The 24,054-nt window shown below is 61.7% G+C and carries 21 protein-coding genes, 1 tRNA gene and 2 pseudogenes; 8 read left to right on the plus strand and 16 right to left on the minus strand.

Annotated elements, in window-relative coordinates:
- Positions 1-209: 209 nt before the first annotated feature.
- Positions 210-821 carry a TetR/AcrR family transcriptional regulator gene (locus tag DNK06_RS23185; protein WP_131182325.1) on the minus strand — a complete coding sequence of 204 codons (612 nt, stop codon included), beginning with the start codon at positions 819-821 and terminating at the stop codon, positions 210-212.
- A gap of 106 nt (positions 822-927) precedes the next feature.
- Between DNK06_RS23185 and DNK06_RS23190 the strand changes: the two genes are divergently transcribed.
- The 4 genes and pseudogenes from DNK06_RS23190 (at position 928) to DNK06_RS25390 (ending at position 3,824) form a co-directional block, all read left to right on the plus strand.
- On the plus strand, positions 928-1,884 hold the full coding sequence (locus DNK06_RS23190) for an SDR family oxidoreductase (RefSeq protein ID WP_131182326.1): 957 nt from the start codon (positions 928-930) through the stop codon (positions 1,882-1,884).
- A 33-nt stretch (positions 1,885-1,917) separates the two neighbouring features.
- Positions 1,918-3,021, plus strand: a complete 1,104-nt coding sequence (locus DNK06_RS23195) for an alpha/beta hydrolase family protein (protein ID WP_207390026.1) — start codon at positions 1,918-1,920, stop codon at positions 3,019-3,021.
- Positions 3,022-3,149: 128 nt separating this feature from the next.
- On the plus strand, positions 3,150-3,509 hold the full coding sequence (locus tag DNK06_RS23200) for a hypothetical protein (RefSeq protein WP_131182327.1): 360 nt from the start codon (positions 3,150-3,152) through the stop codon (positions 3,507-3,509).
- A 58-nt stretch (positions 3,510-3,567) separates the two neighbouring features.
- Positions 3,568-3,824, plus strand: a pseudogene (locus DNK06_RS25390) (helix-turn-helix domain-containing protein).
- Between the two features lie 398 nt (positions 3,825-4,222).
- Here the strand turns inward: DNK06_RS25390 and DNK06_RS23210 are convergent.
- The gene (locus DNK06_RS23210) at positions 4,223-4,888 is read right to left on the minus strand and encodes a LysR substrate-binding domain-containing protein (RefSeq protein WP_439331769.1); all 666 of its coding nucleotides are present in this window, start codon (positions 4,886-4,888) and stop codon (positions 4,223-4,225) included.
- A gap of 33 nt (positions 4,889-4,921) precedes the next feature.
- On the opposite strand from DNK06_RS23210, the gene DNK06_RS23215 reads away from it, so the two are divergent.
- Positions 4,922-5,164 carry a helix-turn-helix domain-containing protein gene (locus DNK06_RS23215; RefSeq protein ID WP_439331768.1) on the plus strand — a complete coding sequence of 81 codons (243 nt, stop codon included), beginning with the start codon at positions 4,922-4,924 and terminating at the stop codon, positions 5,162-5,164.
- Between the two features lie 23 nt (positions 5,165-5,187).
- Here DNK06_RS23215 and DNK06_RS23220 read toward each other — a convergent pair whose 3' ends face one another.
- The 4 genes from DNK06_RS23220 to DNK06_RS23235 all read right to left on the minus strand — a co-directional run bounded on the left by DNK06_RS23220 (position 5,188) and on the right by DNK06_RS23235 (position 8,401).
- Positions 5,188-6,078, minus strand: coding sequence for a LysR family transcriptional regulator (locus DNK06_RS23220; RefSeq protein ID WP_131182328.1), 891 nt, complete (start codon positions 6,076-6,078; stop codon positions 5,188-5,190).
- A 308-nt stretch (positions 6,079-6,386) separates the two neighbouring features.
- On the minus strand, positions 6,387-6,629 hold the full coding sequence (locus DNK06_RS25240) for an Atu4866 domain-containing protein (protein ID WP_131182351.1): 243 nt from the start codon (positions 6,627-6,629) through the stop codon (positions 6,387-6,389).
- A gap of 146 nt (positions 6,630-6,775) precedes the next feature.
- On the minus strand, positions 6,776-7,288 hold the full coding sequence (locus DNK06_RS23230; protein WP_131182329.1) for a nuclear transport factor 2 family protein: 513 nt from the start codon (positions 7,286-7,288) through the stop codon (positions 6,776-6,778).
- A gap of 39 nt (positions 7,289-7,327) precedes the next feature.
- Positions 7,328-8,401 carry an aldo/keto reductase gene (locus DNK06_RS23235; RefSeq protein ID WP_131182330.1) on the minus strand — a complete coding sequence of 358 codons (1,074 nt, stop codon included), beginning with the start codon at positions 8,399-8,401 and terminating at the stop codon, positions 7,328-7,330.
- Positions 8,402-8,555: 154 nt separating this feature from the next.
- On the opposite strand from DNK06_RS23235, the gene DNK06_RS23240 reads away from it, so the two are divergent.
- Complete coding sequence (locus tag DNK06_RS23240) at positions 8,556-9,494, plus strand: AraC family transcriptional regulator (RefSeq protein ID WP_242674779.1); 939 nt, start codon at positions 8,556-8,558, stop codon at positions 9,492-9,494.
- Between the two features lie 164 nt (positions 9,495-9,658).
- Here the strand turns inward: DNK06_RS23240 and DNK06_RS23245 are convergent, their stop codons facing one another.
- Positions 9,659-10,609 (minus strand): alpha/beta fold hydrolase, encoded by a 951-nt coding sequence (locus tag DNK06_RS23245; protein WP_131182331.1) that lies wholly within the window; start codon positions 10,607-10,609, stop codon positions 9,659-9,661.
- A 69-nt stretch (positions 10,610-10,678) separates the two neighbouring features.
- The gene (locus DNK06_RS23250) at positions 10,679-11,815 is read right to left on the minus strand and encodes an MFS transporter (protein WP_207390027.1); all 1,137 of its coding nucleotides are present in this window, start codon (positions 11,813-11,815) and stop codon (positions 10,679-10,681) included.
- Positions 11,816-12,198: 383 nt separating this feature from the next.
- Between DNK06_RS23250 and DNK06_RS23255 the strand changes: the two genes are divergently transcribed.
- Both DNK06_RS23255 and DNK06_RS23260 read left to right on the plus strand, forming a co-directional pair.
- A complete protein-coding gene (locus DNK06_RS23255; RefSeq protein ID WP_131182333.1) occupies positions 12,199-12,834 on the plus strand; it encodes a TetR/AcrR family transcriptional regulator in 636 nt (211 codons plus the stop codon).
- A 197-nt stretch (positions 12,835-13,031) separates the two neighbouring features.
- Positions 13,032-13,604, plus strand: a complete 573-nt coding sequence (locus DNK06_RS23260) for a Rossmann-fold NAD(P)-binding domain-containing protein (protein ID WP_131182334.1) — start codon at positions 13,032-13,034, stop codon at positions 13,602-13,604.
- A gap of 171 nt (positions 13,605-13,775) precedes the next feature.
- Here DNK06_RS23260 and DNK06_RS23265 read toward each other — a convergent pair whose 3' ends face one another.
- From DNK06_RS23265 to uca, 8 genes and pseudogenes are all read right to left on the minus strand, one after another.
- Positions 13,776-14,591, minus strand: a complete 816-nt coding sequence (locus DNK06_RS23265) for an NAD-dependent epimerase/dehydratase family protein (protein ID WP_131182335.1) — start codon at positions 14,589-14,591, stop codon at positions 13,776-13,778.
- Entirely contained in the window at positions 14,588-15,049 is a 462-nt protein-coding gene (locus DNK06_RS23270) for a MarR family winged helix-turn-helix transcriptional regulator (RefSeq protein ID WP_131182336.1), read from the minus strand. The genes DNK06_RS23265 and DNK06_RS23270 overlap by 4 nt, the downstream gene beginning before the upstream one ends.
- A gap of 591 nt (positions 15,050-15,640) precedes the next feature.
- Positions 15,641-17,387 (minus strand): annotated as a pseudogene (locus DNK06_RS23285) (tyrosine-type recombinase/integrase); the annotation flags it as partial.
- Positions 17,388-17,628: 241 nt separating this feature from the next.
- Positions 17,629-17,702, minus strand: a tRNA-Gly gene (locus DNK06_RS23290).
- 98 nt (positions 17,703-17,800) lie between these two features.
- Positions 17,801-18,685: an alpha/beta fold hydrolase gene (locus DNK06_RS23295; protein WP_131182337.1), complete on the minus strand. Its 885-nt coding sequence runs from the start codon at positions 18,683-18,685 to the stop codon at positions 17,801-17,803.
- 366 nt (positions 18,686-19,051) lie between these two features.
- Positions 19,052-19,744, minus strand: coding sequence for a pseudouridine synthase (locus tag DNK06_RS23300; protein ID WP_131182338.1), 693 nt, complete (start codon positions 19,742-19,744; stop codon positions 19,052-19,054).
- 7 nt (positions 19,745-19,751) lie between these two features.
- Positions 19,752-19,949: a cysteine-rich CWC family protein gene (locus DNK06_RS23305; protein ID WP_131182339.1), complete on the minus strand. Its 198-nt coding sequence runs from the start codon at positions 19,947-19,949 to the stop codon at positions 19,752-19,754.
- A gap of 322 nt (positions 19,950-20,271) precedes the next feature.
- Positions 20,272-23,913 (minus strand): urea carboxylase, encoded by a 3,642-nt coding sequence (uca, locus tag DNK06_RS23310; RefSeq protein ID WP_131182340.1) that lies wholly within the window; start codon positions 23,911-23,913, stop codon positions 20,272-20,274.
- Positions 23,914-24,054: the final 141 nt, after the last annotated feature.

The following is a 24,054-nucleotide window of genomic DNA, read 5'->3' on the forward strand; positions in this document are numbered from 1 at the left end:
TTGGCTTGCCCAGGCAATGTGGCTCCATCTTCGCCCATTGGGCGTCGGTGAGTACAAGTCTAGTCATACCCAAAATTTCACCACAGGAAGGCGGGGTAGGGAAAGCTGTATCTCAACAGACCCTAGGGCCTATGGTCGTTGCGACAAGCCGGACTATGCCGGGCGCAAGCAGTGGGAAGCAGACCGCCAGCTTCGGAGGCGGCGCACCGTCAAAGTTCGGATTTCAGGCTGTCGAAGGCGTCCCGCAGGAACTTGGCCGCAGGCTTTCGCTGGCCGGTTTGCTCCCTCCATGCCGAAAGCGCGACTCTCATCGCACCGATGGACACCATGGCCACCATCCTCAGCGCCGCACGGCGCTCGGGCTGCCGCCAGACCTCGCATAGTGCATTGAATAGCGACTGTTCCTGTTCCGCATAGTGCGCCTGCTTGCGCGCAAGCAGCGATTCGCTCGACAGCATGAGATTGTCGACGGCGATCATCTGCTCGGTCGTGTAGCGCGCAATGTGCTTCACCATCGCATCGCGAACCGCATCGAGTGGCGGCACATCGGGCGATGTCTTCAGCAGGCTGGCAAGCAGACTGGCCCTATCGGCCTCCAACCAGAAAAAGATGATGTCGTCCTTCGACTTGAAGTACGAGAAAAAGGTGCGGCGCGAGATGCCGGCTTCTGCCGCGATCGCGTCCAGCGTCGTGCTGTCGTAACCCTGGCTGAGGAACAGGCGCTGGCCGACCTCGGCGATGCGCTGCTGGGTTTCGCGGCGCTTGCGTTCCCGCAAGCCTTCTGTGGGCGCAATGCCCGCGCGGGAAGGGATTTCCGACATTTCTGGATGGCCTATTGCGTATTTGCACTCGGTGCACTAATGTCTGCACTTAGTGCATTTATTTATGCACCTAGATTACCTTCCTTTCCCATGCAAGGCAAAGACCATGGCTAACTGGGCAGCTTCCGATATTCCCCCTCAACATGGCCGCACGGTGGTCGTCACTGGAACTGGCGGTCTTGGGTTTGAAGACGCGTTGGCGCTGGCCCGTGCCGGTGCCAACGTCATCATCGCAGGCCGGAGCCAGTCGAAAGGGATGGCCGCCGTCAACCAGATCCGCCAAAGCGTTCCGGGCGCCAATGTAAGGTTCGGAGCGCTGGATCTCGCCAGCCTCGATTCCGTGGAGGCATTCTGCGAGGGCCTGTACTCCTCGATCAATGGCCTCGATCTGCTGATCAACAACGCGGGAGTGATGATGCCCCCGCAACGGCAGGTGACCGCCGACGGATTCGAGCTGCAGTTCGGTACGAACTACCTGGGCCACTTCGCCTTGACCGCCCAATTGCTGCCGCTGTTGCGCAAAGGTGAAAACCCCCGCGTTGTCAGTCTCTCAAGCATCGCTGCCCCACAGGGTGCGATCCACTTCGACGATCTGCAGTTCGAGCGCGACTACAAGTCGATGGCCGCCTACAGCCAATCGAAACTGGCCTGCCTGATGTTCGGCCTCGAACTGCAACGCCGCAGCGATGCGGCGGGCTGGGGTATCCAGAGCATCGCTGCCCATCCGGGCGTGTCGCGTACCGACCTGTTGCCCAATGGTGCAGGCGCAGGGAGCGCCGCGGGCATCGCCCGTCGTTTCTTGTGGTTCCTGTTCCAGCCAGCCGCGCAGGGTGCGTTGCCGACGCTCTATGCCGCAACTTCGCCGCAGGCGCAAGGTGGTGCCTACTACGGGCCCGACAAGCTTGGCGAAACGCGAGGCTATCCCACGCTCGCGAAAGTGCCTGCGCAGGCACTGGACAGCGATGCCGCGGCAAAGCTTTGGGTCGAGTCGGAACGGCTGACCGGAGTGTTCTTCTCTTCGGGTGAAGAGCGGAATCCTGCGTCGCTGCCATCCGCAGAATAAATCCCCATTGATCCTCCGACCGGTTATTACTCGATGACTGCACTGAAAGCTGACCCCATCACTCCAGTTTCGCCGCCCTTGAACATGAGCCGCCGGCAAGTGAATACCATGCTGCTGTTGGCTGCGTTGGCCCCGTCCACGATTGCGAGAGCACAGTACTCAGAGCCGCCCTACCTGGTGACTGATTTCGACTGGGTCGATCACGCTCGTTCGCGACCGGTGCCTGCGCGTCTGTACTGGCCAAAGGTCGCGACGCCCGAAATGTCGGTGCCATTGGTAGTGTTCTCGCATGGCATCGGCGGTTCGCGGCAAGGTTACAGCTACCTCGGAAAACACTGGTCAACCCAGGGCATCGCTAGTCTGCACGTCCAGCATGTCGGCAGCGATGCGGCACTTTGGCGGGGAAATCCGTTCGGCTTGGTTGGCCGTCTGCAGGCCGCGGCTCAGGAGAAGGAGGCCATCGCACGTGCCGCCGATGTGCGCTTCGCGCTCGACCTAATGCTCTCGGACGAAACTGGCAGCCGTGGTGCGGCGGTGAACCGCCAGCGCCTCGTCGCGGCGGGCCACTCGTATGGCGCGAACACCACGCTGCTCACGGTCGGTGCGCAAGTCGTGAGAGACGGCCAGATCATCGACTGCTTGGATTCTCGCTTCTCTGCGGCGGTTGTTATCTCCTCGCCGCCGTTCTATGGCGAACCCGATGTGGCGGCAGTGCTGAGCAAAGTATCGATCCCGACCATCCATGTGACCTCGACCGACGACGTGATCGAGATTCCGGGCTATCGCTCGGGCGTGGAGGATCGACTGGCCATCTTCGATGCGATTGCCAATCCGCACAAGCTGCTTGCCGTTTTCCATGGTGGCTCCCACAGCATGTTCACTGATCGTCCATTCACCGGCGGCCTGTCACTCAACGCCAAGGTGAAGGTGGCCACTGCAGATCTCGCCTTGGCGTTCTTCGACCTGATTTTCGAGGGTGACGGCGCAGCGCTCATGCAGTGGCAAACGATCTGGCAGCCCATTCTGGCGCGGGCACCAACCATCGATCTCGCACACCGAATGAGGATGGCACCCGCCAATGTGATTCCAAGCCTGTCCTCTTCGGAAGCTGTACCCGTTCAACCCAAGGCAATCTAGGAGAAGCGAGGCACCGTGGTGCATGGCCTGGTGGCCTGCACGACGCTGGTCGGTATCGACCCGGCGCTTTCGTCTGCGCAACGTGACCAGGCCCGCAGGCTATCTCCGATCTACAGGCGAACTTAACCATGCACCAATACATCGTTTATACGGCCTACGGCTGGCTCACCCTGACTGGATCACTTCACTTTATCGTTGACGTGGTTTCCCAGTACCTGCGAGGCAAACGCGAACCCGGTCTGGAGACGACCCTGTACTACGGGCTGAACGCCGCCTTTTCGTTGGGACAGGTTGCCTTCGGGTTGCTTGGGCTGTTCTTGGCGTGGCGAGCCATGCATCTCCTCAGCGAAACCCCCGTGCTGATCCTGTCTGTCGCAACAGCACTTGGATGGCTCGCAATCACCTTCCTGTTCATGGAGTACTGGGAACCAAAGTTCAACGTCGGAATTTTCTGCCTGCTCATTGTTGCCGCCTTTGTTACGCGCTGATCGCACAGCGGATGAGCGCAAGGTGCTCAAACAAATTATCGAGCGGTAGAGGTAATCCATGAGCAAGTTCGACAACCTGCTGGAAAGCATTCAATAGATGGACGAGATTCACTACGCCAGCCTTCGTGGGAGTTTTCCGTGGTGCCCCTGAAGGTGAAAGATATCTGCAAGGCCACTCGCCTCGCTCAAGCCAAGTTCGCAGCCATGATCGGGGAACCCTGAGTAACTGTGAGCAGGGACGTCGGCCCGGCCAAGGCACTATTGCGGGCGATCCACAACGACCCCAAGCATGTCATCCAGGCGCTGTCCGCCTAGGTTACGACACTTCTACGACACCGGTTTAGTGCGGAAACTAAAAAGCCCTGAATAATCAGGGCTTTAGTTTTTCTGATATGGAGCGGGCTAAGGGAACTACTCTGCACATCCAACCCATTGATTAACAAAGGCTTTTCCCGGATCAGATAAGCACGACGGGCCACCTAATGTACCATTCCGCTGCACCAGGCGCCAGAAGCGCATCCACTGACGTCTTCTGATGGCCACCGAAAGCCACAGAGATGTTTCTCCGAGCAGCACACAGCTCGACGCACTCGGGTTCTCAGTATCAGGCATGGGCGGCTTCAGCGACTTGTAGCGCTCTACGCTCGAACCGCTCCAACGCGGGGTTGGAATGCCCAATGGGCTGCCGCAGGTACGTGATGATCTGGAACGGATCATCGGACAGGGGGCGCATGGTGAGGCCCCAGGAATGGGCACGCGCGATACAGGATTGCGCGGAAATCCCAATGCCATCCGGCCGCCACCCACAACGCCATCATCTCGAATGAGGTGACGTACTGAATCCTGTCCTGCTGCTCATGCAAGGTGACAGGCATATGCTGGATCAACGAGGGACTGGCCTCCACCGGCCAGAAAAAAACGGGATAGTCCAGCAACTCATTGATCGTCAGTCTCGCCTTGTCGAGCAAAGGAGATCGCGACGGCACAACGGCAACCATGCTCTCACGCCACAATGGCTGACTCCCCAAAGAAGGATCAGCCTCGCTGTAAAGCGACATTCCTGCGTCGTAGCGGCCTTCATGAAGGCCTGTCACCAGGTCGTCACCCGAGGTCTCGAAGAACGCGATGGTGATGTCCGGCTCTTCCGCGCGCTGCAGGGCAAGAAGCGTGGAGAGACAGGGAGACGACACCCCAGGAGCTATAGCAAGCCTGAAATGGGAGTACCGGCTGGTGGCATCGTGCATGAGGGCCCCCAAAAAGCTATCTGGTCGGAAAGGCAAGTCAACATCGCAGCCAAGAGTGAAGTTTAACGTCGTTATCTTTAACGTGGTTAATCTTGGAAGATTGTTCGACGCTTCTGCTGATGCAGAAATCGACAATTAAGCCAGGCCGTCCTTCTGGCACATCGACATATGAATCCGAGGCGGCGTCAGCCTTCGGACAGGCCGTGCGCTGCGCGCGTCGCTCAAGGAATCGCGCAGGACGAGTTTGCATCTCGGGCAGGCATTTCGCGCTCGCACATGGGCAAGATCGAACGTGGTGAGCACGTGCCCACGCTGCCGCTCATACTCAAAATTTCTACGGCGCTCAGGATAAGCGCGGCTGAACTGATGACGGCGACCGAACGCAATCTGCGTGCCGAAACCGATCAGTGAGGGTGTACGCCGACGGTGTTCCGTCAGCCGCCCGAAGAGTCGCGTAGGCGAACGATAAATCGCTCCAGCGAAGCCGACAAAGTGCTGTTGTCGGGCCGAAGCAGGTAAGTGGTGATCACGGCGGAGTCCATCGCCAGGGGACGAATCACCACATCCGGCCGTTGGGAGACCGGAATCTTGTTTGCCGTCATGAAGCCGACGCCATAGCCTGCACCGACCAAGGTGAGCATCATGTCCAGTGAGGACACCTCCTCCACGACGTTCAGCTTGTGCTCCACCGCCTGCAGGAGGCGCCCCAGCTCGCGGCAATAGCCCTCGCATGCGTGCGGGTCGCACAAGACAAGCGGATGCCCTCCGAGTTCGTGGAGTGGAACCTCCTTGTGAACGAGCAATGCGTGTCGGGCTGGCACGGCGATCACCAACGGGTCTTGCCAGATGGGTTCAGCAACGATGCTCTCACCGACATCGGCCGTATGCGCGAACCCGATCGTGAAGTCGCCCGAGCGCAGGCCGCGCAACTGCTCGGCCAAAGGCACCTCTGATAGACGTATCTCGATCTCCGGCTCTTCTGCACGACAGCGCGCAAGAAACGCCGATAGCCGTGGATCAATCGCCCCATCGGATACCGCGATGCGCAAGCTACCTCGCAAGCCCGAGCCAACGGCCTTGGCATTCTCCCGTGCCTGCTCCAGCACGGTGAACAGACGGCGAACATCCTGCAAAAAGACGGCACCGGCTGCGGTCAGCGCGGTGCCACGGCGGTTTCGGTCAAAAAGCACCACCCCCAGCTCGTCCTCAAGCTCCTTGATGGCGCAGGATAGAGGGGGTTGCTCGATGTGCAGGCGCTCAGCGGCATGCGTGAAATGCAATTCCTCGGCCAAAACGACAAAATAGCGAAGGTGTCGCAATTCCATAGATCACCCTCTCAATCTCGATTGCTTCGCAAGTCCTTCTTGATCTGGCAACCGTCATGCTTCACCCCCGCCTCTTACGGAACACTTACGAGGAAAACGGCCAGCATCTTCCAAGTTCGAACCGGCGCGCACGGGTCGCCGGCTCGACCAGCGCGGAGCGGCGGAGCTAGGACACCCATGACTCGGATCACCCTTTAAGGGGCGCCGCCAGGACGCCAATTCCGCTTGCATCGCACGCATCTGCAGACCGCGGCGACGACATTGCGGAGGTCCAAACCCCATCAAGCTCGGGAACTGGGCTCCACGGACTATTTCTGGCGGTAGAAGATCATGCCGCCGTGGTGGAGTTCGTCATCGTTGACGAAAGTGCCGTCGGCCGTGAACCCGGTATCGTCCCAGTAGTTGATTCTGTTGCCACGGACTTCGTAGCGCCCCTGATAGGCGCGCCGACGATTGCCCCGCGCTTCGTCGTATCGCCCGTTGGGCAAAAGCTCCTGGCGAATGTGTCCATCCGCCGTGACCCACATACCGACGTAGACGTTCTGGTGCATTGGACTGTCCTCATGATGGGAAGGCTTGGATGTGCCGACTGGCCGGGGAGCCGCCTTCTTCTCGGTGCTTGGTGTGCTCGGATGTGCCGCGACCGAGGACGTCGCCAGCACTCCTACGATGCCAAGCGAAATCAGCGTAATCACATTCATGAGCGCTTCCCACTCACCGGTGGTAGCGGAACGCGCCGCAGCACCTCGTCGTAGGGCGTGAGGTCGAGGAACGCGGTCACTTCCACTGCCTTTCCACCACGCATGCGAAGAATCCACGCGTAGCTGTTGCGATAGGGAACGCCATCGCCCGCCACGCCTTCGCCGTCGAAATTGACGATGACATGTTCACCGTCCGCCCATATATGTGTCGAGATCGGCCTTACTGCGGTTGACATGCGCGAGGCAAACGGACGCACGGCACGCTCGACGAACATCTCGCGTCCATTAAAGGTGCCTGCGCTCGGCCCGGAGCCCTTGATCGTCCATACGACATCAGACGATAGGACTTCATCGAAAAATCCTGTTCCTTCTCCTGTCTCGATCCATCTCTGGAATACCGCTTCGACGATATGGCGATTGTGCTCAGTGGGCGATGGTTGGCGTTGGCTCAAGGGTTGCGCCTTCACATTGGCACCAGGCACGACGATCGTCGCAGCAAGAATCAGCACTGCAACTGCGAGAAATGGGGCATGGTTCGCTTCATTCTGTCACCCCCTCCGATTCACGACCGTCGTGCCGCCGAACATCAGTTGCTGCGCCATCGGGCGGCCCATGAAGCGCTCCGGAAAGATCGGGGCCAGCGCGCTGGCCTCGTTAAGGCGGGCGAGCTGCGCATCGGTGAAGGCGATGGAAAGCGCGCCGAAGTTGTCCTCGGCCTGCGCGAGCGTGCGCGCACCCACGATCGGCGAGACCACGGCCGGATTGCACAGCGTCCAGGCAAGCGCCACCTGCGAGCGCGAGGCGCCCAGTTCCTCGGCGATTTCGCCGACCACGTCGGCGATGGCCAGTGCGCGCTCGTTCAGGTGCCCGGTGGAGGCGATGACGCCCTTGCGCGTTGGCGAGACGTCGGCGGCATTCTCGTCGGAAAGGTCGGCTCGGCTGTACTTGCCGGTGAGGATGCCACCGCCGAGCGGAGACCAGGGCAGGATCCCGAGACCCAATGCCTGCGCCATGGGGACGAGTTCATGTTCGACCGTCCGCTCGACCAGGCTGTACTCGATCTGTAGCGCGACGAACGGCGACCAGCCACGCAGGTCGGCGATCGCCTGCATCTGCGCGACGCGCCAGGCCGGCGTATTGCAGATCGCGACGTACAGAATCTTTCCGGCGCGCACGAGATCATCGAGCGAGCGCAGCACCTCTTCGGGCGTGGTGGTGAAGTCCCAGGCATGGACGTGGAGGAGATCGATCCGATCGGTGTCGAGCTGGCGCAGGCTGGCTTCGACCGAGCGCACGAGGTTGAAGCGGTGATTGCCACCCGAGTTCGGGTTGCCCTGCTCGCGCGCCATGGTGAACTTGGTGGACAGGACGATGCGGTCGCGCTTGTCCTTGATGAGGCCGCCCAGGATTCTCTCGGAGGTGCCGTTGGTGTAGTTGACGGCGGTGTCGATAAAGTTGCCGCCGCGATCTACGTAGGCGTCGAAGATGCGCCTGGCCTCGGCGTCGTCGGCGCCCCAGCCCCACTCGGTGCCGAAGGTCATGGTGCCGAGCGCCAGGGGGGAAACACGGAGACCGGATCGTCCGAGCAGGCGGTACTGGTCGAGAGCGCTTGATGTCGTCATTTATTGCAGTCCTTCAGGTGCCAGGGATGTAGATTTACCTGCAATATCGTCGTCCGGTTCCGGCCGCCCCCGGTAGCCTGCTTGTCCGGTTTGCTTGCACGATCGTCCGGCTTCGGGCGCTTTTTGTTTTACGTTCCGCGATTGCCGCCGTAACATGGCAGTCATGCACAGGCTCGATACGCTCGTTGATCTCCTCGGCCGCCATGCACCGGTCGATGGCACGCATGAGACCCCCATTCCCGGGGTGAAACTGCTGCGCGCGTCTTCTCCGACCATGCCCATGCCGGTGATCTACGCGCCCACGCTGTGCCTGGTCGCCCAGGGCACCAAGCGAGCGGCCCTCGGGAAGACGACGTATCGCTACGACCCGGCGCAGTTCCTGGTCGCCTCCGTCGAACTGCCGGTGATGGGATCGGTCATCAAGGCCAGCGAGAGCCACCCCTATCTGTGTCTGCAACTCGATCTGGATTCGGCCGAACTGTCGGATCTTGCGATTCGCTACCCGACATCGGCCAAGGACGAGATCACCATCCCCGCCGGGTTGACGCTCAACAGGACCACTCCGCAGTTGCTCGATGCAGCCATACGACTGGTGAGCTTGCTCGACACCCCGCAGGACATTGATGCACTCGCATCGCTCACCATCCGGGAAATTCTCTATCGCCTGTTGACCGGGCCCGGCAACGGCGTGATCCGCCATATGGCCCAGGGGGACAGCCGGCTCAACCAGATCGCCCGCGCGATCGTCTGGATCCGGGCGAACTTCCGCGATCCCTGCCGCATCGAGGATGCGGCGGATGTTGCGGGAATGAGTCGCTCGACCTTTCACCTTCACTTCAAGGCCGTCACGACCATGAGCCCCATCGAGTTCCGCACGCACTTGCGCATGCAGGAAGCGCGGCGGTTGATGGTGAGCGATGCCGTGGATGCGGCCAGCGCCGGTTTCCAGGTGGGTTATGAAAGCCCCTCGCAATTCAGTCGTGACTACGCCCGGATATTCGGTATGCCGCCAGCCAGGCATGCCAGCCAGACGAGACGGCAAATCACCCCAAGCATGCCGGATACTCGCAGGCCTGTCATGGTCAGCGGCTAGATTCCGTCAGCTCAAGGCTGATTGCTCTAAGGTGCCGTCGCGCCTCGATATCGTAGTCTGGGAGTTCGCACGCGCTTCGCGTCTGCCTTTGAAATACCTGCCCGTCGTGCCCGCGAGGGCATTCTCTACCACCGGAAGGCATGCTTTAGCGCGGTCGCATCGACTCAGCGAGCCTGCAGGAAGTCAACCACCGCTGAGTTCAGCGGCGCTGCGCACTCCTCCGGCAACCAATGACCGCAGCCGGGCAGCACCAGGCCCGTCACGTCGGTGGCATAGCGCTGCATCTGGTCGACCTGGTACTGCCCCATGCCACCATGGCCGCCGCCGCCGATGGCCAGCGCCGGAATGGTGATCTTGGTCTGCGCGAGCGTCTTGTTGTCCTGCACCCCCTGGTTGAGGATCCGGTAGTACTCGAAGGCGGCGTTGAGGGTATGAGGCTTGGCGTAGGACTTGGCGTAGAGGTCGAGCAGCTCGGGCGTGAAAACATCCTTGTTGGTCGCATGCTCCTTGATGAAGTGCTCGAAGAACACGCGCTCCTTGCCGGTAATCAGCGTCTCGGCCAGGCGTTGGTCGGCGGCGAAGAAGCTGAAGTGCCACACCAGCGATTCGCCCTCCGGCGTAAAGGCCGGGAACGAATAGATGCTGTCGTCCGGGATCGGTGCTTCCATGTAGACCACGCGGCGGATGTCGGCCTGGTGCTGGATCAGCATCGGGTAGGTGTTCCAGATGCCGATGTCGTGCGCCACCAGGTCGAACTTGTCGCCGCCGCTGAACTGGACGGCCAGCTTGTGCAGCAGCGGGGCAATGTCCGTGGCGCGATAGGACGGCGGCACGGCGGACTGACCCAGTCCGGGCAGATCCGGCGCGACCACTGTGAACTGCTTGGCCAGCTCAGGCATCAACTGGTGCCACTCGTACCAGCTCTGGCCAAAGCCGTGGACCAGGTATACCAGCGGCCCGGAACCGCCCTTGACGTAGTGGAGCCTGACGCCGTCGATGGTCTGGTAGCCGCTGGTGAAGCCCTCGGGCAGCGGGAACTCGTCGGCGGCGAACGCGGGCGCGGCCAGCACCAGTGTGATCACCAGAACAAGCGTGTTGAAAAGACGTCGAAACATGGCAGTGAATCCTCTTGAGGTGGGTGAAGGGTGGGGAAAATCCAGATTCGATTCGGTATGGCCGCCGGCTCAGCGTCCGGCGATGTGTGTCCGCGGGCCTGGACGGAATCCATGTGTCCTGGCCGACCAGGCGATGACGAAGCCAATGGCCAGCAACGCGCTCAGTGCCCAGGGGAAGGTCTGTGCACCCCAGCGATCCAGCAGGATCCCGCCCAGCAGACCGCCGCCTGCGATCACGCTGTTCCAGGCCACGACATTCATCGACAGCGCCACGTCGGCGCCATCGCCGGCGGTGTCCGCCAGTGCGGTCTGCAGCAGGGTCGCCGCGCCGCCGAAGGTCAGCCCCCAGACCGCCACCCCCACGTAGACGACGGCCGGCACGGTCGCCAGCCAGACGAACAGCAGCGACACGATGAAGAACGTGGCCAGGCTGGCCAGAACCGTGCTGCGCAGGTGGCGCTCCACCAGACGACTCGTCAGCCCGATTCCCAGCAGCGCCGCGACACCGAAAACCAGCAACACCATGTCGACCCGATCGAGCAGCCCGGCCTGCGCCACGAATGGCGCGACGTAGGTGTAGAGGATGTTGTGGGCCAGCATCCAGGCCATGACCGTGGCGAGCACCGGGCGCACGCCCGGCGTGGCGAGCACCTTGCGCAAGGCCATGCGCTCGCGCCCGGACTGGCCGGGATAATCGGGCACCTTGGCCAACACCCAGACGACGAGCAGCAGGGTCAGCGCGGACATGACGCCGAAAGCACTTCGCCAACCCACGGCGCCGCCCAGCCAGGTCCCCAGCGGCACGCCCAGCGACAGCGCGATGGGCGTGCCGACCATCGCGATCGCCATCGCCCGGCCCTGTTGATGCGGCTGCACCATGCGCCTTGCGTAGCCGGCCAGCAGGCTCCAGGCCAGGCCCGCCGCAACGCCGGCGAAGAAACGCGCCGCCAGCGTGAGCCAGTAGTTCGATGACAGCGCGGTGATCGAGTTGAATACCAGGAAGCCAATGATCGTGAGCAGCAGCACGTTGCGCCGCCGCCAGCCGCGGGTGGCGATGGTCAGCGGAATGGCCGCCAGTACCGAGCCGATCGCATAGGCCGTCACGGTCTGCCCTGCCAGCGAGGCGCTCACGCCCAGTCCTTGGGATATCTGCGGCAACAGGCCGGCGGGCAGTGTTTCGGTGACGATGCAGATGAAGCCGGTCATCGCCAATGCCAGCAAGGCGGACAGTGGCAACCGTTCGGCCGTCGCTTCAGCAGTCAGAGAAGTTGGAGAAGTCACGCTTTTTCCTCGGGGCAATCCAGGGTGTCGGGGAGATGTACGCTCCCAACATAAATATCAATCGGTACATATATAGGCGAAAAAATAGCCGCCTATATCGCGGGAGGCGACAGGCGCGGCGACCGACCACGACAGCCAGCCGATCGACGACCAGAACGACGCCGGGGCAAATGCCACCGGATGCACGATCCGTTTTTCCTTCGATCAAACAACATATGTATCGATCGGTATAAATATAAGCGATGAACCAGCACTTGTCAACGACTTATGTATCGACTAGTATTTATATTGCAAGTAAGGAGTACGCCATGGCGCAAATGGGCAGACCACGCACCTTCGATCGAGATGCTGCGATCGAACAGGCCCTGCACCTGTTCTGGGAACAGGGTTACGAATCCACGTCTCTCAGCAAACTGAAGGCCGCCATCGGCGGCGGCATCTCGGCGCCCAGCTTTTACGCGGCCTTCGGATCCAAGGAAGCGCTCTATCAGGAGTGCACGGCGCGCTACTTGGCCACTTACGCAAAGGTCACCGAATGCCTGTGGGACAAAGAGCTGCCTCCCAGGGAAGCACTGGAGCTGGCCCTCAGGCGTTCGGCTCGAATGCAATGCGAACGCGGGCATCCCAAAGGCTGCATGGTCGCCCTAGGCGTCATGAGCGCGCCATCCCCCGAGCTCTGCACCGTCACGGCGCCGCTGACGCGTTCTCGGGCACGGACTCGCGCCGGCATCAAGGCCTGCATCGAGAGGGGCGTCGCCAGTGGTGAACTCAGGCGTGATGTCGATCCGCGTGCGCTAAGCACCGTTTTCGACAGCTTCCTGATCGGCCTTTCCACGCTTGCCAGGGACGGAGTCGGCATTCAGGCCATGGACGCGGCGATCTCCCAGATCATGGATGTTTGGGATGTGTCCACAGCCCAGCGAAATCAATCCTCGACAACCTAGTGCCATCAGGTATGGCTCAGGGTATTGTGCTGTTTCTCCATCCGGTCACACTACCCAGGGTGACGAGGCCCTGACGGCGCAGGCCGGGAGTAACCCGGGCGCAAGTCCACTGGCAGCAGTGCTCCTGCGACCTCGGTGACGTGAGCCTCGCCGGTCGTCCGCAGGACGAGGCGACAGATGGAACGTGTGCACCTCGCATGGCCGATACCTTGCTCCTGATCTATGCCGAGCCCGGTCAATCCGCCACCGAAGATTACTTCGACCCCGAGAGCACCAACCCCCAGGTTGCCTCGGAGCTTGCGGGGCGCGAATTGTCGCAACGCGGCGTGAATGTATCGGTGGTGCGCTTGTCCCAGATCCATGACACCCGCAAGCAGGGCCTCGTCACGGACATCGTCAAGCTGGCAATCAGGAATGGACGTGTGGCCTATGTTGGAGAAGGGCTCAACCAGTGGTCTGCAGCGCACGTCTGCGACGCGGCGCGCCTGTTCCGACTTGCCTTCGAAAAGCATGAGCCGCAGGCCCACTATCACGCGACTGCAGAGTCGGGCATCGCGTTTCGGCGAATTGCGCAGGCCATCGGCCAGCGTCTCGGGCAGCCTGTAGTCGCTATTGCGCCGGAAGAAGCGGCCGACCACTTCGGCTGGCTTGCGGCGTTTGCAGACAAGGACATGATGGCTACGAGTGCCATGACGCAGGAACGGCTGGGATGGAAACCGACCGGCCCTGGCCTCATCGCCGATCTGGAACAGATGCAAGCGGCCTCTTGAGGTTTCCGGTCGACGCGACCAGAGGGGTGGCAGGAGGATCGATGGCCTGGCCTGGCGCCGACGACGTCACATCGGGTGCCCGCCGCGGCCGCCTCGCTGCAGGCGATCGTCGAGGCGCGCCCCTGGCGCCGCGTCGCCGCTTCGGTGAGGACTCTGCCGCCAAAGGCCGTGTCACAACAACTTGTCCTCGACGGCCTGGTAGACGGTTCTCACCGTGGGCTGAAAGCCAAGGCTACGTGCGAGCGAGCCATCGACATGGAGGTGCCAGGGGTTCTCCAGCGGCTCGGAGGATGATTCCAGCGTTTCCCCCACCAACTCCGCCAGTTCGTAAATCGACGTGGGCGCCTCATCGGAAATGTTGACGACGCGACCGTCGAATGCGCCGTCCAACGCAAGCTGGATGGCTGTGGCGATGTCGCGATGGTGGATCGTACTGATCCTCTTTGCCGGGTGCCACTTACCGGCGATCGCATGTTTGGGCAGTTCCTCAAGATGGCCATCCCGGTCACCGTAGACGAATGGAAAGCGGAGCACGGCCCAATTGAGTCCGCTCTCCCGCAACGCCTTCTCGGCTGCGACCTTGCTGGCCGGATAGGCATGCTTCGGATCGACCGGATCGTCCTCGCGCCCGGGATGCGAGCCGTCTGGGTCATAAACGTTGCTGGTGCTCGCGAGGATGAAGCGAGCCTGCGGCGCATAGGCCTTCGCCGCAGCGATGACGTTACGCGCACCCTCCAGATTGCTCTTCCAGATGAGGTCGGTGTCCTGAGTGCGAAAAACCGCGGCAAGATGGATGATCTCGGAGACGCCTTCGACAGCTTTCCCGAGTGCCGAAGGGTCAAGGAGGTCGCCCTCGACGGGCGTCACACCGGCAGGAACCTCTTTGCCTGCGCGCACGAGGGCGCGGCAATCGTTTCCGGCAGCCAGGAGACGCGGTAGAAGGCGCGCGCCCACAAGTCCAGTCACACCCGTGATCAAGATCGTCATGCGTCGGTTCCTTTTCGTAAAAGCTCGTCGAGCCGCCCGGTAGCGGTTTGGAGCACCTTGATGGCGGTGGCGATCTCGGCCTGGTCGATGCCCTCGAACGCCGCCGTGCGAATGAAAGTGAGATCGGGCAGCTCGGCCCACAGCTTCTTGCCCGCCGCCGTCATCCGGAGACGCTTCTGTCGCCGATCGATACAGTCGGGCACCTGCTCGACCCATCCTTTGCGAACCAGCGCCCCGACGACGATGCTCAACGTCGCGCGTTCGATCTGAAGCAGCCGCATTAGATCGCGCTGCATCGTCGATCCCTCATGGGCCAATTGATACAGCACGTACCACTGCGTCGCCCCGATGTCATACGGACGAAGGGCGGCATCCATGACAGCGCGGCCTGCGAGGTAGCACCGCTTCGCCCATGCGGCGATCGAGTCGTGGTGGAACTTGCCGGAATTGTTTGCCATAAAACAATTATGTTTGCTGGCAAACAATAGGTCAAGTGGCCTGTCTCGCTTCAGTCACGTAGAGCGGCGGCAGCCGCCATCCACCAGCAACCGACCGCACCGTACCAAGCGATGCACGCGCGAGCGCAAGCCACCGCCATCGGCGTGCCAGCGAGCCGCCACCGTGTCGGCTCCGATGGCGGGTGATAACGGTTGCGTTCGTACAGGGCTTGGCGTCCGGCAGGAAATACGGCGTCAGCAACTGTCTTGAATGTCGAGCCTTCGGCTCGATAGGCGTTCTATTGCCGCCTCGCCTTGACACATGGCCTGATATGAAAAATCATTAGTTACATGAAACGCGACAGCCGCCTGTCGTCCGTCCTGCATGCGCTGCTGCACATGGCTGAGCAGGATGGGCCGGTCACTTCTGACACCTTGGCGCAATGCCCGAGCACCAACCCCGTCGTCGTCCGGCGCACCATCGCTGTGCTTACCAGCCGCTGCACAGTCTGCCTCGCCTGGATCGGCAGTTCCTCCGATTGCGCGCAAGTTCATCCACCTCTATGACTTGTGCGGCCACCAGCCGAGCTGCAAGATGCAGGTTCGTCGGGCCACCGCCTCAATGGCTGGACGCTTGCCCAGAGCATCGTATGGTCGTAGGAGCGCATGGTAGATGTGCCAGGTGTCGATACCACGCGGCACCAGCTTCAGAATGGCCTGAATCAGTTTTCGCTTGATGGGATCGAGCCGCCAGTCGGGAACGCGTTGCCCACGGTTACCCATGTGAATTGACAGCAGATTGCCTGAATCTCGTAGGTGATCCAGCGGCGGGACTTGCCCACCAGCTTGGCGTAATCGGCCACCGACAGGTTGTGAGGCGCCTCGAACATCTCCAGCAACTGCAACCGCTCGCGCTGCACCTCTGACAGCCTGGGCCGTGCGTACTCGGGCAGATGCATGGCAGATAGCCGGTGTACGAAAGCCGGAACCGCTGGCGCATCAGGTATCGGAGCAACGATCAACTGGGGAGCGTTGGGGTTCAGCACAGGCGGATGCGCGGCCGCCTGCCCGGCAATCGTGGGCAGGCCCTGCAGAGTAATGGTCAGGTGCGTACTGGCAACTTCGACCTGATTTTGCTCGAACAAATCCAGACGGTTCGCCCAGTCCTGCATCATGACGCGGCGCTGCTCCACGTACTCGGCGTGGTTGTAGGTCGCGCTGGTTTTGTCCGGGTCAGCATGCGAGAGTTGGGCATCCACCCACTTTGGCGGATATCCCAGTTCATTGAGCGCGGTCGAGATGGTGGCGCGAATGCCATGCCCGGTGAGTTGGTCTTCGTATCCCATGCGTTTGAGCGCGCCGTTGAACGTGTTCTCGCTGATGCGACTCTTGAGATCCCAATCGCCGGGGATGAGATAGACCTGCGCCGGCTTGAATTTCTCCAGCAGATGCCGAACGATTTCCTGCGCCTGCAACGACAACGGCACAATGTACGGCGGGATGTCAGTGAAGCGCTGGCGCTTCTTCTATGTGAGCTGCTTGCGTTGCTTGAGCCTGACTACCGGGACGATCCAAAGACCGCGGTCGAGATCGAACTGATCGGGGTGGCATAGCGTAGTTCGCCGATCCGGACGCCCGTGAGCAGCAGCAGTCGCAGGCCCAATTGCGTGTTGAGGCGACCGCGGTACTTGCGCAGCGTCTGCAGCATTGTCGGCAGCTCGGGCATGCGCAGGAAAGGATTGTTCTCTACCGGCGGCAGCGGCATCGCTACCACATCCAGATCCTTTGATGGATTCTCCCTCATGTTCGGCACCACCACCGTGGCGTAAGTGAACAACTGCGTGAACCAGGTGCGCAGCTTCTCGGCGACCGACAGCGAGCCGCGCTTTTCCACTCTGCCGATAATGTCCAGCAGATGCGCGCGGGTGACGTCGTAGATGGTCAGGTGGCGCAGCACCGGAAACACGTCCTTCTTGAAAACGCGCTCGATCTGCTTCGGTGTGCTTTGGCGGCCTTCATCTTCCAGAGAAAGGCTACGGTGAGCCAGCCATTTGTCATAGATGGCCTTGAAGGCGTGCTCGCCCGCCAGGACGATGGCGTGGCGCTTGCGGTCGGAGTGCGGATTGACGCCCTTGGTCAGCATCGCCCGGGCCTCGTCGCGCAGATCACGGGCCTCTTTCAGGGAAAGGGCGGGATAGCCGCCGAAGGACATGCGCTCGCGCTTGCCGCCCCAGGTGAAGCGGAAGTGCAACGCCTTGAAGCCGTTGGCTGAAATGTGGAGGTAAAGGCCGTCGAAATCGGCAAGAGCATACGCCTTGCCGGTCGTCTTGGCCTGTCGAACCTGGAGGTCTGAAAGCATGAACCCAACTCCTGCGAAGCGAGTTGGATGCGATGTTCCCGAGGGGATCCCCGGCTCCTTCAGCAACAATACGGACTTGGGAACCTCCGCATTGCCGATGTACCACTCAATGTACCGTTTCGATGCGGCTGTGAGTGGATTTCGCTGGATGTCAGTGGATCGAGATCAGAAAAAATCCTCAATCCTGACAATGACTTACGGCGTTCCTTGGAGTTCGGTGGAAGTCCCTGGAAAGTCGAAGTGGAGCGGGCTAAGGGAATCGAACCCTCGTCATGAGCTTGGGAAGCTCAGGTAATACCATTATACGAAGCCCGCTTTTGCGTGGGCCTTTATACCGGAAGTCGCCTGTGAAATGAAGCCCGCGTCGGCCACAAATGTCACTGAGCCGGTGCGCGGGCCTGGTATTGCGGTGCTCATACGGCCATGGCGTGCTGCAGGCTAGGGTGGGCAGTGTAGCGTTTGCTACTGGTAGCGCTGCTCTGCAGAAAGTTGAGCAGGGTGTTCTGGGTTTGCAGCCAGGCGCCCTTGTGCTCCATGTCGATGAAGTGGCCGACATTGTCGACCGTGGCGAACTGGCAGTCATGGATGTGCTGGGCGATCAGGCGGGCATCCGCAGCCGAGGTGTATTCGTCGTGTTCGCCGTTGATGAACAGCAGCGGTATGTCGATGTTGCCCAGGCAGTCCATATGGCAGTGGGCTTCCATGCGCAGCACCTGTTGGATGTGGGCATTCATCTGCCGGTATTCGTGTTTGCTCAGGCTGCTGATGTGTTTGTGGTTGTAGCGTTTGAACAGCGAGGGCAGGTACTTGCCGATGGTGTCGTTGACCAGGTGGCCGACCTTGTCACCATCCTCCTGGTTCAGGCATACCAGCGCGCGGCCCAGATAGTCGAGCATGGGCTCGTTGAGGATCGGCGAGAAGGAAGCGAATACGGCCTTTTCCAGGGTGCGCGGGCGTTTGGCCAGGGCCAGCATGCTGCCGACACCGCCCCAGGAAAAGGACATCAGGTACTGCGCCTGATAGTGCTCGATCAGATCCAGCAGGATGGCCGCTTCGTCTTCCTTGCTGATGATGTGATCGTTGTGGTTATGCGGCCTGGAGCGGCCAGCGTAGGGCTGGTCGTAAAGCACCACGTTGAACTGCGTGACGAGGTATTTGACCGTTTGCGCGAAGGAAGCCGTTGTCGCCAGCGAGCCATTGACCAGGATGACGGTTTTTTTGGCCGTTGGGTTGGCATGAAACTCCGTGTGTACCTTGTACGTCCTGTGAACATCGACGACAGCGATTGCTGGCTTCATATGTATTCCTCCTGCGCAAAAGATGAACGCGGCTGACGGTCGGGGCCGTAAACCGGGCAAGTCGGATGATTAGGAAAGCGCCTGGACATGACAAACCGATGTCAGGCTGGAGGATCTTATGATTTATAAAATCAGATGGTTAGGGCTGTAATGGAACGACCCTTCCAAACGCCTTCGGCGTTGGAGCGTGTTCATCTCACCAGGCAGGAGCCCCTTTCGCGCTAGGCGCAAGCAACCAAAAAGCAGCTTGGATATCGCTTGCAGCCATGGAGCTGCATAACGACACCTGATTTCGAGTTAAGCAGCGGGTAAAACCACTGGCAAGGGTGCCGAAAAGATTTTGCATTACCGTTGATCGGCTGGTGCTTAGACGCTGGCAATTTCTGCCTGGGTGAGGGAACGGTAAGTGCCGGGCGGCAGGCTGGGATCGAGTTGAATGGCGCCAGAGCTCTCTCGATGCAGGCCGACGACCTTGTTCTGGAAGTGCCCGAACATCCGCTTGATCTGGTGGTAGCGGCCTTCGTGAAGTGTCAGCCGCGCGCGGCGCGGTGCTTCGATTTCCAGCAGTGCCGGGCGGGTGACGAGGTCTTCGTAAGCGAAGTACAGACCCTGGGCGAAAGCCTCGATACACGCGGGGGCGATGTCCTGCTCGGTCTCTACCCGATAGACCTTGGCATGGCTGCCGTCGGGCGCAGTGGCACGGCGTGACCAGAGGCCGTCGTTGGTGATGATCAGCAGGCCGCTGGTGTTGAGATCGAGCCGGCCAGCCAGGTGCAACTCGTGCTTGTCCGGTTCGTCCAGCAGATCGAGAACGGTGCGGTGTTCAGGGTGAGTGGTGGCGCTGACCACGCCGACCGGTTTGTGCAGCATGAAGTAGCGCGCTGGTTTGCCGGTCTGCAATACCTCGTCATCAAGCTCCACGCAGTGGAAGGTGCGAACCTCGAAGCGGCTGTCCCGACATATTTGTCCGTCGATCCGCACTCGGCCGGCGGCCAGCAACAGGCGGGAGTGTTGTCGATTGAAGCGCGGCAGGTTGCTGAGCAGACGGTCGATGCGCATGGGGCGCTCAGCTGTTTTCCACAGGTAGAGCTTGTGCGCAGCGCGGGCACAGGCAGGCGCGATCCAGTGCTTCGGGCGGCAGATCCTGCAGCGCCTTGGGTTCGACCTTCACCTCGAAGCACCAGCAGTGGCTGACCTCGCTGTCGCTCTCGGTCTGGGCACAGCGGTTGGGCTGGCCACAGGCGGGGCAAAGGTCGGTGTTCACTGGATATCTCCGCACATGCGATTGCGCTCGGTCTGCTTGGCCCGATACAGAGCATCATGCGGGCTGCTTTGGGGATGCCGCAATGCTAGGGTCTGTTGACGTTTCAGCGCAAGCTGCGCGGTGGTGAAAAGTGTCTGGGGGAAATGCGGGAGGGGCGTGACATTTCGGACATCGATTGATGGGTTACGGCGTTCGTGGGCTTGGTCGTTTCGTTAGAGGGTGGATACGCCTTATCCATCCTACGGGCGGCGGTGTTTGCGGAGAATGTATGTGGGAGCCACGATGGGGCCAATGCAATGGCCCCATCGTGGTTGGAGTTGCCTCAGTTCTGTTCGATCACGGCGACGCGTTGGCCGGCGCGAACGGGGGAGCCGGGTTGTACGCGAATGTCTCTGACCACCCCGGCGAAGGGCGCGAGCAGGGGGATTTCCATTTTCATGGATTCGAGGATGACCAGTACGTCGCCCGCTTGGACTTCGGTGCCTTCCGCGACCTGAACCTGCCAGAGGTTGCCGGCGATATGGCTGTCGACGCTGTGCTGACCGGCCCCCAGTGGTGCATTTTCGCTGGGCTCGACCACGCCTTCGTCGCTTTCGAAGTGCGCCTGGCCTGAATCGATCCAGCGCTGGCGCTCGGCGGCGAAGGCGCTGCGTTGCTGGTCGCGGAAGGCGGCGATGTCGTCGGCTTCGTCCACCAGGAATCGTTGATAGTCGGCCAGGGCCAGTTCGCTATCTTCGATGCGCAGGTCGAAGCGGCCCAAGGGGAAATCGCGGCGAATGCGCAGTAGCTCGTCCGGGCTGACCGGGTAGAAGCGGATCTGGTCGAAGAAGCGCAGCAGCCAGGGCTTGCCGTCGAAGGCGGCCACTTCACGGTAGCGGTTCCACATCTGCAGGGTGCGGCCAACGAACTGGTAACCGCCGGGACCCTCCATGCCATACACGCACAGGTAGGCGCCGCCGATACCCACCGAGTTTTCGGCCGTCCAGGTGCGTGCCGGGTTGTACTTGGTGGTGACCAGGCGGTGGCGCGGGTCGAGTGGCGTGGCCACCGGTGCGCCGAGGTAGACGTCGCCCAGGCCCATCACCAGGTAGCTGGCGTCGAACACCGTGCGATACACCTCGTGCAGATCAGGCAAATCGTTGATGCGGCGGATGAATTCCAGGTTGCTCGGGCACCAGGGCGCGTCCTTGCGCACGGTGGTCATGTATTTGTCGATGGCCAGCTGGCAGGCCGGATCGTCCCAGGACAGCGGCAGATGGACGATGCGCGACGGTACCTTGAGGTCGCCGGTTGCGCACACGGCGTCCCACTCGCCGGCGACGATATCGAGCAGACGTTGCAGCGACAGGGTTTCCGGCTGGTAATGCACCTGCAGGGAGCGAATGCCGGGCGTCAGATCCATCACCCCGTCGAGGTGCTTGGCCTGCAGTGCCTGCATCAGCGCATGGCCACGGAAACGCAGCACCAGATCCAGCTCGGGCTGGCCGATTTCCAGTAGCAGGTGCGTATCGCCGGAGAGACGCGCGACCAGGCGTTTATCGTTCTGACCGAGGTCGAGGTCGAGGACGATGGGGGAGGCGAGCTTTTCTGTAGGAGCTGGCTTGCCAGCGATCAGAGGAGGCAGTTGATCGCCGGCAAGCCTGCTCCTACAGAGGTCGGCGCACTCGAGGTTGGTTGCTTTCGCCAGTTTCCGCGCCGTGGCGATATCTACAGGCACGAAGCGTACCTTGTCGCCGGCCTTGAGCTGGCCGAGCTGCCAGAGGTCAGCTTCGATGATAGTCACCGGGCAGACGAAACCACCAAGGCTGGGGCCGTCCGGGCCGAGGATCACCGGCATGTCACCAGTGAAATCCACCGCGCCGATGGCATAGGGATTGTCGTGGATGTTGGACGGATGCAAGCCCGCTTCGCCGCCACTCTCACGCACCCACTCCGGCTTGGGGCCGATCAGCCTTACGCCGGTGCGGCTGGAGTTGAAGTGCACTTCCCAGTCGGTGCCGAGGAAGGTGTCGATATAGGCCGGGGTGAAATATTCCGGCGCGCCGTGGGGGCCATAGATCACCCGGATTTCGCGCACGCCGGACAGGTCGGGGCAGAGCTCGCCGGGCAGTTGCGCGCCGGTTTGCGTCGTGTCGAGCGGCGGCAGGTGCAGCACGTCGCCGGCACGCAGGGCGCGGCCGCCGTGGCCGCCGAACTGGCCGAGGGTGAAGGTGCTCTTGCTGCCCAGGTAATCCGGCACCTGAATGCCGCCACGTATGGTCAGGTAGCTGCGCGCACCGGCGCCGGCAATGGTGCCCAGGGCAAGGGTGCTACCGGCATTGATCAGTAGCGTGGTGTTCATCGGCTGGGCCACGCCATCCAGGGTGACGGGGATCTCGGCGCCGGTTACCGCCACCAGCGCGTCTGTGTTGAAGCGCAGCAGCGGGCCGGTCATGGTGATTTCCAGGCCGGCAGCGCCTTCTTCGTTGCCGAGCAGGCGGTTGCCCAGGCGCAGGGCGCGGCTGTCCATCGATCCGGACGGTGGCACGCCAACTGCCCAGTAGCCGAGGCGACCGGGGAAGTCCTGCACCGTGGTCTGGGTACCGGCGGATAGCACCTCGAAGGTGTTGGCCTGATAGACGAGCAGCTCCAGGCAGCGCGTCCAGGGTGAGCCGCTGGCGAAGGGCGTGTCCTTGATGATCTGGCGCAGGTAGTCGCGGTTCGACTCCACGCCGTACAGCAGAGATTCGCCCAGCGCGTTATCCAGCGCCGTGCAGGCCTGGTCGCGCGTCGGCGCCCAGGCGATAAGCTTGGCGATCATCGGGTCGAAGTAGGGCGGAATCTCGCAGCCGGCCTCGACCCAAGTGTCGATGCGCAGCGACTGGCCGTCGGCTGGCGGGAATTGCACGGCGGTGAGCAGGCCAGGGCTGGGCTGGAAGTCGCGGCCCGGATCTTCGGCGTACAGCCGCGCCTGGATGGCATGGCCGCTGGGTTTCAGATCCTTGGCCAGTTCGTGCAGGGGGGGCAGGTCGCCGGCTGCCAGTTCGATCATCCAGCGCACCAGATCGACGCCCCACACCTGCTCGGTGACGCCGTGCTCGACCTGCAGGCGGGTGTTCACTTCGAGGAAGTAGAAGCGTTCGGCCTCGCTGTCATAGACGAATTCGACGGTGCCGGCACTGCGGTAGCTGACCGCCTTGGCCAGCTTGATCGCGGCCGCGCAGAGCTCGTCAGCCATACCGGCTGGCAGGTTCGGTGCCGGGGTTTCTTCCAGCACTTTCTGATTGCGCCGCTGCACCGAGCAGTCGCGCACGCCGAGGGCGAGCACTTCGCCATTGCCGTCACCGAACACCTGCACTTCCAGGTGGCGTGCGCGCTGGATGTACTTCTCGATGAATACGCCGCTGTCGCTGAAGTTGTTCTGCCCCAGGCGCTTGACCGTTTCGAAGGCCTCGCTCAGTTCTTCGGCCGAACGGCACACGCGCATGCCGATGCCGCCGCCACCTGCAGTGCTCTTGAGCATCACCGGGTAGCCGACCTGCTCGCCAGCGATCAGCGCGGCGTCGAGGTTTTCCAGCAGTTCGGTGCCTTCGAGCATGGGTATGCCCTGTTGTTTGGCCAGCGCGCGTGCAGTGTGCTTGAGGCCGAATACGCGCAGTTGCTCGGGCGTGGGGCCGACGAAGACGATGCCTGCCGCTTCGCAGGCCTCGGCGAACGCGGCGTTCTCGGAGAGAAAGCCGTAGCCGGGATGGATCGCCCTGGCGCCACTGGTTTTGGCGGCCGCGAGGATCTTGTCCACCAGCAGATAGGTTTGCGCGGCGGGGCCGTCGCCGAGGGAGAAGGCTTCGTCGGCCTGCTGGATATGCAGGCTGGCCACGTCCGCCTCGGAGTAGACGGCGACGCTTTTCACGTCGAGCTCACGCAGGGTACGCAGAATGCGGCAGGCGATGGCACCGCGGTTGGCGATCAAAAGTTTTTCGAACATATCGGCTCCCGAGGCCGTTCGAAGCTGCTGCGCTCCATCACGCGGCGTTGGCAGCCAGTTCGAAATGCTCATTTGCTACAGCAAACTCCGCTTTCTCACTGGCTGCCGCCTTGCCTGATGTTCGCTCGCGACGCTTCGCTC

The sequence above is a fragment of the Phytopseudomonas daroniae genome (assembly GCF_004327285.1).
Classification (GTDB): Bacteria; Pseudomonadota; Gammaproteobacteria; order Pseudomonadales; family Pseudomonadaceae; genus Aquipseudomonas; species Aquipseudomonas daroniae.